11 protein-coding genes are annotated in these 16253 nt (G+C 45.9%); 6 read left to right on the top strand and 5 right to left on the bottom strand.

Annotation, left to right across the window (positions count from 1 at the left end; translation table 11 throughout):
- The first annotated feature begins 111 nt into the window (after nucleotides 1-111).
- Entirely contained in the window at nucleotides 112-708 is a 597-nt protein-coding gene (locus V202x_RS06090) for a hypothetical protein (RefSeq protein ID WP_145172170.1), read from the top strand.
- Nucleotides 709-788: 80 nt separating this feature from the next.
- Nucleotides 789-5018, top strand: coding sequence for a c-type cytochrome (locus tag V202x_RS06085; RefSeq protein ID WP_145172168.1), 4230 nt, complete (start codon nucleotides 789-791; stop codon nucleotides 5016-5018).
- Here the strand turns inward: V202x_RS06085 and V202x_RS06080 are convergent.
- From V202x_RS06080 to V202x_RS06060, 5 genes are all read right to left on the bottom strand, one after another.
- The gene (locus V202x_RS06080) at nucleotides 4978-6462 is read right to left on the bottom strand and encodes a hypothetical protein (RefSeq protein ID WP_145172166.1); all 1485 of its coding nucleotides are present in this window, start codon (nucleotides 6460-6462) and stop codon (nucleotides 4978-4980) included. The genes V202x_RS06085 and V202x_RS06080 overlap by 41 nt on opposite strands.
- A 50-nt stretch (nucleotides 6463-6512) precedes the next feature.
- Nucleotides 6513-7853: a hypothetical protein gene (locus V202x_RS06075; RefSeq protein ID WP_145172164.1), complete on the bottom strand. Its 1341-nt coding sequence runs from the start codon at nucleotides 7851-7853 to the stop codon at nucleotides 6513-6515.
- 183 nt (nucleotides 7854-8036) lie between these two features.
- Entirely contained in the window at nucleotides 8037-9680 is a 1644-nt protein-coding gene (locus V202x_RS06070; RefSeq protein WP_145172162.1) for a hypothetical protein, read from the bottom strand.
- Nucleotides 9667-9999 carry a PadR family transcriptional regulator gene (locus V202x_RS06065; RefSeq protein WP_144983885.1) on the bottom strand — a complete coding sequence of 111 codons (333 nt, stop codon included), beginning with the start codon at nucleotides 9997-9999 and terminating at the stop codon, nucleotides 9667-9669. Before V202x_RS06065 ends, V202x_RS06070 begins: the two co-directional genes overlap by 14 nt.
- Nucleotides 10000-10205: 206 nt before the next feature.
- Nucleotides 10206-11387 (bottom strand): M20 family metallopeptidase, encoded by a 1182-nt coding sequence (locus V202x_RS06060; protein WP_145172160.1) that lies wholly within the window; start codon nucleotides 11385-11387, stop codon nucleotides 10206-10208.
- Nucleotides 11388-11601: 214 nt separating this feature from the next.
- Here V202x_RS06060 and V202x_RS06055 point away from each other — a divergent pair, with 214 nt between their 5' ends.
- The 4 genes from V202x_RS06055 to V202x_RS06040 all read left to right on the top strand — a co-directional run bounded on the left by V202x_RS06055 (nucleotide 11602) and on the right by V202x_RS06040 (nucleotide 16240).
- On the top strand, nucleotides 11602-12546 hold the full coding sequence (locus V202x_RS06055) for an SMP-30/gluconolactonase/LRE family protein (RefSeq protein WP_145172158.1): 945 nt from the start codon (nucleotides 11602-11604) through the stop codon (nucleotides 12544-12546).
- 323 nt (nucleotides 12547-12869) lie between these two features.
- Nucleotides 12870-14057, top strand: a complete 1188-nt coding sequence (odhB, locus tag V202x_RS06050) for a 2-oxoglutarate dehydrogenase complex dihydrolipoyllysine-residue succinyltransferase (RefSeq protein ID WP_145172156.1) — start codon at nucleotides 12870-12872, stop codon at nucleotides 14055-14057.
- Nucleotides 14058-14118: 61 nt separating this feature from the next.
- Complete coding sequence (lpdA, locus tag V202x_RS06045) at nucleotides 14119-15501, top strand: dihydrolipoyl dehydrogenase (protein ID WP_145172154.1); 1383 nt, start codon at nucleotides 14119-14121, stop codon at nucleotides 15499-15501.
- Between the two features lies 1 nt (nucleotide 15502).
- On the top strand, nucleotides 15503-16240 hold the full coding sequence (locus V202x_RS06040; protein ID WP_145172152.1) for a biotin/lipoate A/B protein ligase family protein: 738 nt from the start codon (nucleotides 15503-15505) through the stop codon (nucleotides 16238-16240).
- The last annotated feature ends 13 nt before the right edge of the window (nucleotides 16241-16253 follow it).

Here is a 16253-nt window from a genome sequence, read left to right as displayed (position 1 = left end):
TTTGATACCAAATTCCATTTCTTGAACCAACGAGTTGAAAAACCGTGTGAAATGCGGGACAATTACCTATAGTCAAACGCTCAAACTCCTTATTTCAATCCGAGGATATTTATGATCTCGCCTAGTACATTCAGAAGAGTGCTATTTTCCGTCTTGGGGCTTTCTCTGGCAATTTATGCCTGCACAGCGCGTGCTGAAGAGAAGTCTGAAAAAGCCAATGATGTCAAAATCAAAGACATCACGCTCAAAATTCCCTCCAACTGGAAAAGTGCTCCCCCTTCCAATAAGCTTCGCTTGGCACAATTTACAATTCCAGCAGTCAAAGGCGAGAAAGAACCAGCAGAGTTGGTCGTTTCCTCTTTTGGTGGCACGGGTGGCGGAATGGCTGCAAATGTCAATCGCTGGGTAGGACAGTTCGCTGCAAACGAAGATCGCAAAGTCAAAGTGACTCAGGGCGAATCGAAACTCGGTAAATATGTATTCGCCGATCTTTCGGGTACCTATAACAAATCAATCGGTCCTCCGTTTTTAAGAAAAACAACACCAGTTCCCGACTCACGTATGCTCGGTGTGATTCTGGCTGTCGAAGGGAAAGCATATTACTTTCTCAAGTTGACGGGACCAAACAAAACAGTCGCATCAGTGGCAAACGAACTCCGTGCTGCTTTTGGCGCCAACGCCAAAGACGAAAAGCCATTCGAACAATAACGAATGGCTGATTTTTTTTCGCGATGGAATAATTTCGGATTGTTAACAAACCTCCTTTCAACACTAAATCCTGCCTCACTATGATCGACTACCCCAACCATGCCTCCAGGCTGAGTGTTCCTCTACACCTGACCGGATTTCTGCTTCTTTGTCTCTGTCTCATGGTTACGGGGAAGAATCTGGCAGGAGAAGAAATCGATCCCGAAGAAGACGATTATCCACCGGGGCTTTTGGCAACCTATCAGGTGGGAGAGAAACGTATTCAACGGATCGACCCCGATATCGCGTTTAACTGGGGCAAGCAAGCACCTTTGCCTCAACTATCTGCAGACAAGTTTTCTGCAGAATGGACCAGTCTGATTCTGGTGAAGCAGCCAGGTAAGTATCAAATTTCCGCTTACATTGAAGGCGAAATCAAAGTTGAAATTGACGGCGAAACAGTTCTGGAAGGCAAACGTGACACTCCCGGCTGGATCGTCAGCCCTAAATATGATCAGAACTTTGGTGAGTTTGAGCTACAAGTCACTTATCAAAAGATTTCTTCTCAGGCGCGTGTCCAATTATTCTGGTCTTCAAACCTGTTTGGACTGGAACCGATCCAGGCAAATCTCCTCTATCGGGAAGAGGGAAATCCAGAGGTCGCGCAAATTTCCCGTGGTCGCACTCATTTCGATGCCCATCGCTGTAATCGCTGCCATCAACGGGACCACCAGTTAACCAGCCCCGCTGCACCCGACCTGACATCTGTCACAACGGCACTGAATCCAGAATGGTTGATTCGAAAAATCCAGAATGACGATTCTGTTTCCGCACATGCGAAAATGCCATTCTTTGGATTTAACCAACAGGAAGCAGAAGCAGTTGCCGCCTATCTTTCCGCCCATTCAAAAACGGCAAAGCTTCAAAAAATCCCCGGTCCCAAAAAAGACAAAAAGACAAAAAAAGTTCCGACCCGCGATGAGGAACGGCGTTCCGGAGAAATTCTGATGCGTTCGGTCGGTTGTCTGGCCTGCCATACGATTGATGGAAAAGGCAACCAACAACCCTTTAGCGGTGGTGACCTGAGTAGCGTTGGTGAGAAGCGCAACACAAGATGGTTCTATACCTGGCTGTCGGATCCTCAGAAATTAAATAAAGATCATCGCATGCCGGTAATCAAGCTCAGTTCAACAGAACGACGCCAACTGGCATACGCGCTTTCTGAACTGAAACAGACAAAAATTCCCGTCGGCAAAAAACAAACTACCAAAAAGAAACTGATTGCCGATGGAAAAAAACTGATCGCTCAAGCTCGCTGTACTGCCTGCCATACGATCCCTGGCATCGATAAACCTACACAAACCGTTGTGGATCTCTCAAAACCAGTTCAGAACTGGGATAACTCCTGTCTCGCTGAAACGCCAGATCTGGCCATAGGACGCCCCGCCTATCGTACAATAGACCGCGAAGCAGTCGAAGCTTATCTCAAATCCAGCTACGGAAAACTGGCCGCGGAAAATGAATTCGACCGCGGTCGTTATGTTCTGGAACAACGGAATTGTATTTACTGTCACGAACGCGACAAACATGAAGGCATTACCCAAATTGCGGGACAAATGGCAAAATTCGATCCCGCACTTGCCGGACAGAGTGAAGCAATGATCCCCCCTGCTCTGACAGCGGTAGGAGACAAACTCAAACGAGAGGCACTTTCGGAGGCCGTCAGTGGCGAACAGAAAACGATCCGCATGCCCTGGCTGCACGTACGCATGCCGCGTTTTCAACACACAAAAGCAGACAAAGAAGCACTCCTGGATTATCTCGTGTCGCATGATCGTGTCCCTGATGACGGACCACGACAACCTGATTTTATGATTGACTCTTCTGACCAGAATCGGGCACAACTACTCATCGCCGGCCAGACCATTACCGGCGCCAAAGGTTTCAGTTGTATCTCCTGTCATGTACTCGGCGATTACAAACCACGCAACGTTGCGTTAGGCACGCGTGGATCCGACTTGCTGATGCTGGGAAAACGGATGCGGAAAGAATACTTCCTGCGTTGGGTACATAATCCCCTGCGAATTGTTCCCGGCATGGAAATGCCAGCCTTGAAAAAGAGCGTTCCCAAAGTACTGGGGGGCGATATCAATCGTCAGTTGGACGCCATTTGGCTGGGTCTGAATGATCCCCAATTCAAGGTTCCTACCAACCCCTCCGTTGTCGAACAGTTCCTCACTGTAGCGGCAGGCGAACCGGCGCGCATCGTACGAGACGTCTTTACTAATCCCAAAGAAACCGGCGGCGGGTATGTGGCCCGCGCGTTTGCCATCGGTTTTGATAATGGTCATAACCTGTTGATCGATCTGGACCGTTTTTCGCTGGTTCAATGGACACTAGGAGATTTAGCGCGTCAACGCACCGAAGGCAAAAGCTGGTATTGGGACATGGCGGGTTCCCCCATTGTCTCCGGCTATGAACGAGGCAACGACTTTGCCTTAGTGAAATCAGGCAAAGAACCGATGTCGGTCATTTACCCGTATCTGCAAAATGGCCTGGCAGGGGCATTACGCAGCTATCACTCTGATGGAAACCAGATAACTCTCAATTATGAGCTCACCTTCAAAGTAAACGATCAAAAAATAACTGTTGAAATTTCAGATACCTACAAAACACTTCCTGAACAACAAAATCAATCGGGTTGGCAACGAACCATCAAAGTCAGTCATCTTCCTGAGGGATACGAACTCTATGTGGGACGTATCCGATTTTCAAAAAGCATTGGCAATCCACAAATTTCGGTAGTGAAAAACCCACAAGCCAAGTGGATGCACATCAGCGATAATAATTCACACGAATATGTTAAAATGAATCGCGACTCTGCGGGACACGAATCATTGACACTAGAATACCTTTGCAATCTCAAGGCAGACGCGCTGCAAGTCAAAACAAAACCCAAGCCTAAACTTGCACTCGAAAAAGTCACCAGTGCCCCCGGCTTTGATGGCGTTCGTCTCCCCTTGGACCGATCCATCATGCCGACTGCATTCGCCTGGCTCGATGATGGCACACTTGCTTTCACATCCCTGAAAGGTGACGTCTTTCTCGCAAAAGATACCGACGGTGATGGCGTGGAAGATCAAATGATACTGTTTGAAGAAGGACTCTCTGCTCCTTTCGGGATTGTTACCGATGGAACCGATTTAATTGTCTCGCACAAACCCGAGGTGTTACGGCTTTCTGATACCAATGGAGATGGTCGCGCTGACAGACGTTCGGTCATCGCCACCGGTTGGGGACTGAATGATAATTATCATGATTGGGCTACGGGATGCATTCGTGATAGTGAAGGCAATCTGTATATAGGACTCGGTAGCGATTATTCACAAATGCAACGCCCCGATGACCAGATTCGTTGGCGAGGTAAAATTCTCAAGATCAGTTATAATGGTGATATTGAGCCATTAGGACACGCCTTCCGCTATCCCATAGGGCTCGGCATTAATTCCAAAGACGAAATCTTCGTTTCCGATCAACAGGGTGTTCAAAATACCTTTAATGAAATTAATTTTCTAATCCCCGGCAAAGCCTATGGTGTTCCAAGTCAATCTGATTTACGCGCAAAACAGAATTTGAAAGAGACGAGAGCTGCGATCCAAGTTCCTCACCCCTGGACGCGCAGCGTTAACGGCTTGACGTGTATTCCAAAACAGTTCCCCAACCCGGCTCTATTCGATCAGGGTCTGGGCTGTGAATACAATCACCGATTACTGATTCGCTTCACCACACAAAAAGTAGGCGACTCGCTACAGGGCGCCACGTATTACTTCACGCGGGCCGACGTACCTCCCGATGAGAAAAATTTCACGGGGCCCATGTCAGTCGCCGTCAGCCCCAAAGGAGATATCTATGTCGGCAGTATCCACGACAGCGGCTGGCTCGGCGGCCAGAATACTGGTTCGATTACAAAACTGACGCCCAACGGTAAATTCCCGAACGGCATCAAGGAGTTACGAGCCACTTCCGATGGTTTTGAACTCGAATTTTTCAAACCCATTGATGCAAAGAAAGCCTCTAATAAAGACGCCTACACCATTGCCGGTTACACCCGCGTCTGGAGCGGCAGCTACGCCAGCCCCGACAGCGGCCGCTATAAAGTCAAAGTGGAAGAGGTGACTGTTTCCGATGATCAGAAAACGGTTCGCCTGAAAGTCAACGAACTCAAAGAAAAATTCGTCTACGAAGTTAGCTGCAAGCAAATCGGTCAACAGGGAACCAAACTCTTCCCGGTTACAGGACACTATTCGATGAACCGAATTCCTGAAAGATAAGTTTGAAATCAGGAATTTTAATTTCCCAGAGATTGGCTTGATCTTTCTTCGCAATATATTTTGAAGAGAATCTGTTCTCTCGGAATCCATGAATCTGCTTTAATGTCGTGCTGTACTTATTTGATGGTGATGTAAAATTACTTCTTCTATATTTTAATGTTTTAAGAAGCTGTGGTTCAATTTTCATTTCTTCAAAGGGAGATATGAACAACCCGTAATAAGGTTTGTTATAGTAAGTCCAGTAGATTCCTGATTCGGATATTTCGATCGTTGGAATTTGATTGACCGAATTCAACTCATTCAGCTTCATCAATTCGCTCTTCCGAAGTAAATAGATATTAGGTGCGAAATAATCTCCCTGAAAGATTTCAATGTTCTGTTGCCAAACTAGTTTTTGAAGATCAAGATCTTCAAATTTTCCATCTACCTCCAAGGGACAGGGAGTCACCTGATTATTTTTCACATCAATCAAATAAACACCTTTCACCGGCTGCTTACTCAGATCACGCCTGTAGGTCCACCAATAGTGTTGCTGAAAACTTCGTTCTGAGTTCAGGTAGAACTGATTAACCGAAGGGGATGATTGGGATGGCTCCATACGGCGAAAATCACATAGCAGATAATAGTCTTCGTTTTCAGGTTGCGTAGGCCAGTTAACTTCAAATTGAACAGGAACTTCCTCCGGAACTCCCGCAGGGCAGACAATTGTCTCTTCATACTTTCTTCCCGGAATCGCTGAAATATTATTAAACCTGTAGAGATCTTCGTTCCATGGGGAATGCAATTTCAAGTGATATGTTCCCCAGGGAAGCTTGCCAAAATCCAGTTGTCCCATTGCATCGCTAGTAGCATTTACTTTGAAAATTTCATTGTTATCTTCAATTTTAGCCAATGTACCAGAAAAACCCGCTGCCGGTTTCCCGTCTCTCTTTTCCTGCACCAGTTGAAACAAAATTTGATTCATTTCTTCCGAACTGGAATCTATCTGCGTAGCTTGCCCTCGCTTCAGTTCGTCCAACTGTTTTAATATTTGCTGATCCATATTGGCAACCACGACTGGCTGTGGCCGATCTACGATGGCAGCCAATTGTGCCGCCAAATTTTGGTTAATCGCCTGACTTTCTTTCATCAAAGACCAGGCAATTCCAACGACCGCAATACAACAAACGGCCATCACAACAGAAACTCCGGTCATAATTCGTTGAGACATAATTTTCTCCTTCATAGCATCGAACCAAAGTTGATGCGCGATTTTAACTGGATCACCAAACTGTTTTATTACACGCTCCTGCGCTAACCGTTCATCAGAATTTTTCAATAGTTCTCGGTTTAACGCACAGCTAAAGTGATCGGTCAATTCATCGAGTATATCCTGCCTGAGTGACGAGGGCTCATCGTCGCGCTTGGGAGGAAAATCTTCGAGACTAATTTCAGGCCAAGCCACTTTGTGCTCCTTAAATTCATCCAATGATGAAAAGACGCCACTCTTCCCGGTTACAGGGCACTATTCAATGAACCAGATTCCGCAAGAGTAAATTCCATTGAGGGAACCTTAATCTCCCAAACATTGGGTTGATCTTTCAATGCCGTATAGGTCCATACTTCTGTTAATAGAATGCCATCTATCGTTTTCGTATGTAATGCCGATCGATTTAAAATTGAATCGTCAATAATAGATATAAAATCGATACTTTTGAATGGCACAATAATTGAGGTAAAAGGGATATAAGCCTCTTCTTCAAGAATGACATCGTCTGCAGTGGTACCAAAAGTGCTACTAATTCTCGTGGATGGATCAAATGGGATGGTTCTTACGCTCTTATTCACAGAAACAATACAGGATCTTGGTAAATTTAAAGAGGATAGTTTCTTCAAATCATGTTTCTGGATTAAGTAAATGATAGCTAATGTATAATTCTCTCCTTCAATTATGTTGATGGATTGCTTCTCTACCAAGGTATTCTGGTCAAGATCTTTATATTCTCCCTGTTGATCTAAAGGGCAAATACTCACTTGATTTTCTTTGTCAATCAGATAAACCAATGGTTGATCCTCGCCAGTAAAAAATTGCCCATTACTCGTCCAACGGACATGACCTATTCTCCGAGTAAGGAGCTGTGCGCTTCCTGAACTCTCTGGGGAACGAAAATCACATAACAAAACCCAATCTTCTGACTTGAGCTTGTCTGACCAATCGACTTGAAACTGAACTGGCACACGTTTGGGAGCAGCAGTGGGGCAGACAATCGTCTGGGAATAGCTGTGCCCAGGAATCGTTGTAAATTTTGACATCGTCGCGTATTCATTCCAATGCGAATGTATCTGCAAGGAATATCTTCCGCAGGGTAGTTTTCCAAAATCGAGTTTCCCGGACTTATCGACAACGGCACTTAGCGTAAATGAATCAGATTTACCCCCTGATTTTGTTAACTGCCCCAAAAAACCAATAGCTGGTTTTCCAATGTTGGTTTCTTGAACTAATTGAAAAGAAATCTGGCTCGTTTGCTCAGTAACAGGAATTGCCTGATCACGCTGTACCTGCTTCAGTACATCCAAGGGTTTCAATATCTCCTGATCCCTATTCTCCACCGCGACAGGTTGCAGTCGATCAGTGATGGTAGCCAACAGAGCCATTATATTTTGATTAATCGTCTGACTTTCTTTAATCAAAGACCAGGCGATTCCAACAACCGCAACACAACAAACCACCATCACAATAGAGACACCAATCATAATTCGTTGAGGCATACTTCTCTCCTGCACTGCATCAAACCAGAGTTGGTGGGCAATTTTGACAGGCTCACCAAACTGCTTAATCACTTGCTTGTCTTTCACTCGGCTTCTTTAATAACACACGATTCAATGCACAGCTAAAGTGATCAGTCAGTCCAACAAGCATATCCTTTAAACTACGCGAGCCCATTATCGTGCTGAGGAGGACTGATCTCAGACCAACCCACTTTGTATTCCACACTATTGATTCATCGCAAAAGAACAATCCGTTTTAATCATTGAGTATTATTTCGATGAATCGAATGATGAAGTAAGAAAGTCTAATTTAGGTAAATCAATCTTCCAGACATTGGGTTGATCGTTTGAAGTAGTAAAAGTGAGTAGCTGTTGTAATTGGATACCATCTGGTTCCACATCGCCTCCGAAGTCCGTTCCTGGACCAGGCTTCGCGTTTATAAAGGGAATCAAAACACATGTCACTGGAAAGCCACCTCCAACACGTGTCACTGGAAGGCCACCTCCAAAAGACGAGTTCATTCGATATGCAGAATCAAAAGGATTATATCGTTTTATACCACCTTGCAGCTGATTGACGACATGATATGGCTTCGACTTGTCGAGCTCTGAAAGTTTCGTCAAGTCCTGCTTGGGGACGAGATAGATCAACGACAATGGATATTGTCCCTCTCTCAAGTGAATAGATGGTTGTACTGCCAACGTTTCCGGCTTCAGATCTTCATATTTTCCATTCACACCAAGCGGACACGGCATTATATTGTTCTCCCGGTCGACCAGATAGACGCCCTTCTCACTCGGTTGCAGATCACTTTGATCAAAAAACCATGTATGATCCTGTATAATTCGATGAGTATTGAGTTCAAGTCGACGGGGACTTGTCATGCGACGAAAATCACAGATCAAGTACCAGTCTTCTGATTTGAGTTTCTCTGGCCAATTGACTTCAAACCGAACAGTAATCTTATTTGGCTCACTCGTAGGGCAGACAACCCACTGGGAATAGTCTCGTCCCGGGATCATCGAAATGTTCGACAGAGAACACCATTCATTCCAGGGACTATAGAGCGACAAGTAATATTTTCCCCAGGGAAGTTTTCCAAAATCCAGTTGTCCCTTTGCATCACTAACCGCATCTACACTAAACGTTTCTGTTTGCTTTCCTGACTTTGTCAGTTTCCCCTTAAAACCCACCGCTGGTTTTGTGGCTTTGGTATCTTGAACCAGTTTAAAAGAAATGTTGTGCATTTCACTAATTGAACTTTTGCCCTGCGTTTTTTGTTTTTGATTTAACTGCTCCAATTGTTTCAAAATTTGCTGGTTAATATTGGAGGGTTCAGCCGGCTTTGATTCCACACCAAAACCACCTGCCATCATTTCACCTTCGCCCATTCCCATCGCTCCCATCATTCCAGACATACCCATGTCGTTTGCTGATCGTGATGGTCGTTGCGAATCCGCCAGGACCTTTAATTCGCGTACGATGGCTTCATTGGTACTCTGCAAACTTTTGACAACTGTGGAATCAGCCTGAGGTCTGTCGGCTATCACCGCCAGTTGGTCCAGCATCTGACGATTTACCAACTGACTGTCTCGCATTAAAATCCAGGCAATACCAACCACAGCGATACTGCAAACGGCCATCACGGCTGAAATTCCGGTCATAATTCGTTGAGACATAATTCTCTCCTTCATTGCATCAAACCAGAGTTGGCGGGCGATTTTAACAGGGTCACCAAAATTTTTGATTACACGTTCTTGAGCCAAACCCTCGTCTGGATTCTTCAATAACTCGCGATTCAAAGCACAAACAAAGTGATCGGTCAGCTCATCAAGTATATCCTGCCTTAACGACGCGGGTTCATCGTCGCGTCTAGGAGGAAAATCTTCGATACTGACTTCAGGCCAAACCACTTTGTGCTCCTAAAATTCGATCAACGGCGGAAGAAAACTGCTTCCATTCCTGGCGTTTCTCATTAAGGACTTTTTGCCCTTGTACGGTCAACTCATAATATTTACGCCGTCGACCATCGACCTCTTTCCAAAAGGATTTCAGGAGCTTTTTACGTTGCATTTTATGCAATGCGGGATAAAGACTCCCCTCTTTCAGCTCGAATTCATTCGACGATCGATTGGTTACCTGCTGCGTAATTTCATAACCATACGTGGGCCCTTCGGAAACCAATTCCAGAATGAGCATCTCCAACGTGCCTGCAAATAATTGAGGATTCATCGTATTTACTCCAATACATAGGATAACTACATATCTAATATATAGCCGCTCTAGGTATTGACTGTCAAGATAATTTTTTGAGATTACAAAAAAGAGTGGGCTTGCTGCAATCCGTTCCAACCGCAACAAGCGGGAAGAGTAGGGTGCAGGCTCACACCCTATACAGGCTTGATATATAGAAAAACAGCCTCGACTTGCTCATCTTATTATTTAATACGGCCTGCGTTCGCACAGAATTGATAATAGACTTCTTCGGCCTTCAATAGCTGGTCGATCTCAACCCACTCATCGACGGTGTGTGCCTGCGCAATAGAACCGGGGCCGAACACCATTGCGGGTACCCCTCCCTGATTGACGCGCGCGGCATGTGTGCCATAGGGAACGCCTACTTTCTTATGACCGGATTCTACCGAATCGATGACAGAGAGTAACTGGTCGCTCCATTCGCCATTATTATGATCAGAAAGAGAAACACCGGTAATCCAGGGAGGCTGCATTTCAAATTCGAACGGCAGTTTCTGTTTGAGAAATGATTCTACCTGATTCATTACATCAATACCATCTTCACCCGGAATCACACGGCGATCAATTTCTATCGTGCAACTGTCAGGCACAATATTGACACTCTCCCCGCCTTCAATTACGCCAACACTCAATGTCGGCGGACCGCATAAAGGGTGGGCGTCTCTTTGCAATAATTCTTCGGCATGTTCCTGTAGCGCTTGCAAAACATCAGCCATCCGGTAGATGGCATTGATCCCATCCTTAGGCTGAGAACTGTGACAAGCTTTCCCTGTCGTTTTGATTTTCCAGCGCGTCGCACCCCGATGAGCCACTACAATATCCAACATTGTCGGCTCAGCGACTAATCCTAAATCGGGTGGCTCTGTCAATATCTGACTGAGACCAGAAGGTTTCTCCCAAAGTTTTACAAGATGATTGATTCCCTGCACTGTTGCCTCTTCATCACAAGTGCAGGTTAGAATCACATTAGCTGCATCAGGTGGATTCTCTTTTACCAGACGCGTAAATGCCATCAACATCGCTGCCATACCACCTTTGACGTCACAGGCACCCCGTCCATAGATACGTCCCTCTTTCTCGGTACCCTCAAAAGCGGGAACAATCATCGCCTCTGCGGGAACGGTATCCTGATGTACGTCCATTAGAATCGTTGGTCGCCCCGGCTTCAGACTGGTACGTGCAATGACATTATTTCGACCGGGAACGACTTCAATCGATTCATATTCCACTCCCAATTCAGTAAAATAGTCGCATAAAAACTGAGTCAGTTTACCTTCGAAATAGATATCACCCTTTACCGCGCGCCCCATGGGATTCACGCTGGGGATGGAAATGAGTTGTTTGAGCAGCCGGACGGCATCCATCTAGATTAGCTTTCTTCTGTCACTTATTTATTCATTTGTAGAGGCAATTCGTGTCTTTATCTCTTATCAGCCAGTTTCCTGCATGCGAGACCTGATTTCTACTGATAACGCATTCCGATTCTTTAGATGGTTGAATTTTATAGGGTAGGCAGGCTTTAATAGAGGATAATTGTATTCCCATTTCAGACTGGCCTCGTGATCCAAGGAGCCTTTGATGCGAAACTTATTTAACTGGACTATCGTTTCAGTAACTCTGTTACTGATGTCAATTCATGTCTTAGCAGAACAAGACTCAGAGATTCCAGGCATCGGCCCTGTAGGTAAACCGGTGAAACTATTTACCGATTTTAAATTTACAGAGGGACCCGCATTTGATTTGAAAGGAAATCTCTATTTCACTGATATTCCCGATAACAAAATCTATAAGGTCAATTCAAAAGGAAAGCTTTCCGTTTTTCTGGAACCTTCAAATCATTGCAATGGTCTGATGCTGGATGGTGCCAATAATCTGCTGGCGTGTGAAATGGATGGGCGTCTTGTAAGTATTAATCTGAAAAACAAAAAGGTGACACCTCTGGCTACGGAATACCAAGACAATCGATTTAACGCCCCAAACGACCTCGTGGTTGACCGTACAGGTGGGGTTTATTTTACTGATCCGCACTATCGGGCCCCGGAGCCTCTTCCTCAGGGAAAAACCGCAGTTTATTATCGAGCCGCTGATGGAAAAGTGACACGCCTCGTCGACAATCTCAAGGCTCCCAACGGCGTGATTCTGTCACCTGACGAAAAAACCCTCTATGTCATTCCCAGTATGCAGAAGGAAATGTGGGCCTATCCTGTCACTGCGCCTGGAAAGATCGGCAAAGGGCGCGTTTTCTGCACTTTGCAGCAGCAGGAAGGATACAAAGAACCGGGTAGAGGGGGAGATGGCCTTACAATTGATACGAAGGGAAACCTCTATATTACTTCAGGCCTGGGCCTGCAGGTTTTCTCACCAGAAGGAAAACTGCTGGGAATCATTGAAGTTCCTGAAAAACCCGCAAATGTCACATTCGGAGGGAAAGATAACTCAAGCCTGTTCATTACCGCACGCACTTCGCTTTACCGCATCGATACGAAGGCCAAAGGGCATCGTTTTCCAGGCAAATCTTCCTGATTCAAGCAATACAACTGATAAGACTTGTTACGTCTGTTTCGGTTAATACCGCAGGTAAAATTATCTGAGCGCTGGTCTGGCTGAAAAGCCGATAAATAGGCCAGCGTTCTTTTTATTAAGCGAGCTGTCCAGGCCGAATTTTGTCTGTCTTCAGTTTCAAAATCAAAATATTTTTTCTGTTTATCATCTTCGATACACACGGGAATTGTGCTGACATTACCTAGAAGTCATAATCCCTTTTGCTGCTCGAAAAGTAGAAAAACGTCTAGCGAAAGTCTAGAATAATACGTTTTCCCGATGACTCGGTTGGAGAATTGTGTCCGATGTCTATTGAAATTAAAGTACCCTCCGTAGGTGAGTCCATCACCGAAGTTCAGATAGGCGCCTGGCATGCCGAAGAGGGAAAATGGGTCGCGCAGGACAGTGAAATTGTCGAGCTAGAGACCGATAAAGCGACCTTCGATGTTCCAGCTCCTCTAGATGGTAACATTGTCGAAATTCTGAAAAAACCAGGGGAAACTGCGTCCGTTGGTGAAGTCATCGGTTATCTCGAAGAAGCCGAACGCCCAGCAGGAATCGACGAGCCCGAACCTGCTAAAACTCCCCCAAAGTCGGAAGCGGCTTCTGCTCCTTCAAAAGCCAAAGAAGCCACATCGAACTCTGAAGAACGCGTCATGCCGGCTGCGGCCCGAGTCATGGCAGAAAAAGGAATAAAATCGTCTGACATTGCAGGTACCGGCCCCGGTGGTCGTATCCTTAAGGAAGACGTACTCAATCACCAAGGTTCTGCTGCATCTGATAATGGTACCTTCCGCGAAGAAGAGATTGTTCCCATGAGTCCTATCCGTAAAAAAATTGCGGAACGGCTTGTGGAAGCGCAATCGAATGCTGCTTTATTAACCACCTTCAATGAAGTGGATATGTCAGCTGTGATGGATCTGCGGTCACAGTACAAAGAGATGTTTTTGAAAAAATACGATGTCAAACTCGGCTTCATGTCATTCTTTGTCAAAGCCGTTGTGGATGCTTTGAATTTATTTCCTCAAGTCAACGCGGAAATCCGAGGAACAGACCTCGTCTTCCGAAATTATTATGACATCGGAATTGCTGTCGGTGGTGGAAAAGGATTGGTAGTCCCAATTCTGCGGAATGCGGAACGGCTCAGCTTTGCTGAGATCGAACTCAAGATCAGTGACTTCGGCCAACGTGCACGCAACAATAAAATCAGCCTCGATGAACTCCAAGGTGGTACATTTACCATCACCAATGGAGGCGTCTACGGTTCCTTGCTTTCAACACCCATTGTCAACCCACCCCAGAGTGGTGTTTTAGGAATGCATGGCATTCAGGAGCGTCCGGTTGCAATCGATGGCCAGGTCGTGATTCGCCCGATGATGTACATCGCACTGACTTACGATCACCGCGTCGTTGATGGCAGAGAAGCAGTTGTTTTTCTTAAGCGAATCAAAGAAGCTTTGGAAGAGCCAACACGAATGTTGATGGAAGTCTAAAAATCACTCGCTCATTTCAAAGGTATTGAAAGGTTTCCTGCGACACCAGGAAAATATGAACATGAACCACGATCTGGTTGTAATCGGTACTGGTCCCGGTGGTTATATTGCTGCAATTCGTGCTGCCCAGCTTGGTTTGAATGTTGCTTGTATCGAAAAGGAAAGTATGCTGGGAGGCACCTGCTTGCGTGTCGGCTGTATTCCCAGTAAAGCGCTTTTGGAATCCAGCGAACTTTACAAAGAAGCCGAACACAGTTTGAAAGACCGTGGTATCAACGTGGGTTCGTTAGAACTCGACCTCGCAAAAATGCTGGGACAAAAAGACCGCGTTGTTAAAACAATGGCAGGAGGCATTGGCTCTCTCTTCAAGAAAAACAAAATCACGCGTTATACAGGTCATGCTACTCTCATCGCTCCCGGAAAAGTGAAAGTAGATGATGGCAAAACAGTGAACGAACTCGAGTCAAAGTACATCCTGATCGCCACAGGTAGCCAACCTTCCACACTACCTGGTATCACATTAGACGGCGATCGTGTAGGAACAAGCACTGAAGCTCTGAAATACGAGCAAGTTCCCAAGCATCTCGTCGTCATCGGAGGTGGGGTGATCGGATTGGAACTCGGTGCAGTCTGGAGTCGATTGGGAGCCAAAGTCACGATTCTGGAATATCTGGATCGAATTCTACCAACAACCGACAGCGAAATTGCTGACGAAGCACAAAAAATCTTTGAGAAACAGGGACTGGAATTCCAACTAGGCTGCCGTGTGACTGGTGTAAAAACAAATCGAAAGACCTGCGATGTAGAAATTGCTGATAGTAAACCGGTTCGCTGTGATCGCGTTCTGGTCGCTGTGGGTAGACGTCCCAATACAGATCAACTGGGTCTGGAAAATGTCGGCATTGAAGTAGACAAACGCGGATTCATTCCCGTTTATGAACACTATGAAACTTCTGTCAAAGGGATCTTTGCCATTGGTGATGTGATTGGCGGCGCGATGCTGGCACATAAAGCCGAAGATGAAGGTGTCGCCTTTGCCGAACATCTGGTGACGGGCTTTGGGCACGTCAACTACAACACAATCCCGAGCGTCGCGTATACGAATCCAGAAATTGCCGCAGTGGGAAAAACAGAAGATCAACTCAAGGAAGAGGGAGTTGAATACCGAAAAGGTTCCTTCCCGTTTATCGCCAACGGTCGCGCACGAGCAATGGGGCAAACAGAAGGTCGTGTCAAGATGCTGGCCGACAAACAAACGGATCGTGTTCTCGGAGTCCACATCATCGGCCCCCGCGCCGGAGATTTAATCGCAGAATGTGCAGTGGCAATGGAGTTTGGAGCCAGCAGTGAAGACATCGCACGTTGCTGCCATGCCCACCCCACACTAGCAGAAGCAGTGAAAGAAGCTGCATTGGCCGTTGATGGACGTACCTTAAACTTCTGATATGCTTCCATCAAACTGCCACTATACCGAGACGATCTTACCAACTCCTGCAGAAAATCTGGCGTTGGATGAAAGTCTACTCTATCAAATCAACGAACAGGACTCCGCTGGCTGTCTCAGAATCTGGGAGGTTGATCAATACACGGTTATATTGGGTAGTTCTAACCAGGTTGCCGCCAATGTGAATCTGTCTGCCTGTCGACAGGACCAAATCCCCATTCTCAGACGCTGTACCGGCGGTGGTACTGTTTTACTCGGTCCAGGGTGTTTCATCTATTCTTTGTTTCTACGAATCACTGCTGACCAGCATCTCATCGGCATTGAAGCGACGACCAGAGAAATCTTAGAACAGATTTGTGTTTCGTTAAACAAGCGGAAACCTAATCCTAAAATTGAAGTTCAGGGTATCAGTGATTTAACTGTTCAAGGACAAAAATTTTCTGGCAATTCTCAACGCTGGTTGACTACCACGCTTTTACATCATGGCACGATTCTCTATGACTTTGATCTTGATCGTATTCCCCGCTACCTGATCAGCCCGGAGCGAGAACCAGAGTATCGATCTGGGCGCGATCACCTTGAGTTCGTTATAAACTACCCCCATAGCCTGCCAGAACTGAAAGAGGCTTTCATTGAAACCTGGAATGCCACTGCACCGGAACCTGAACTCCCCTTAGACAAGATCAATCAGTTGGTCGTAGAAAAATATGCGACGGAGAAATGGAATCTCCGCCGCTAATCTAAGCCTATTG

The organism is Gimesia aquarii, from assembly GCF_007748175.1.
Lineage (GTDB): Bacteria > Planctomycetota > Planctomycetia > Planctomycetales > Planctomycetaceae > Gimesia > Gimesia aquarii_A.
The sequence above is the reverse complement of the archived record's forward strand: the minus strand, read 5'-3'. Positions and strand labels throughout refer to the sequence as shown.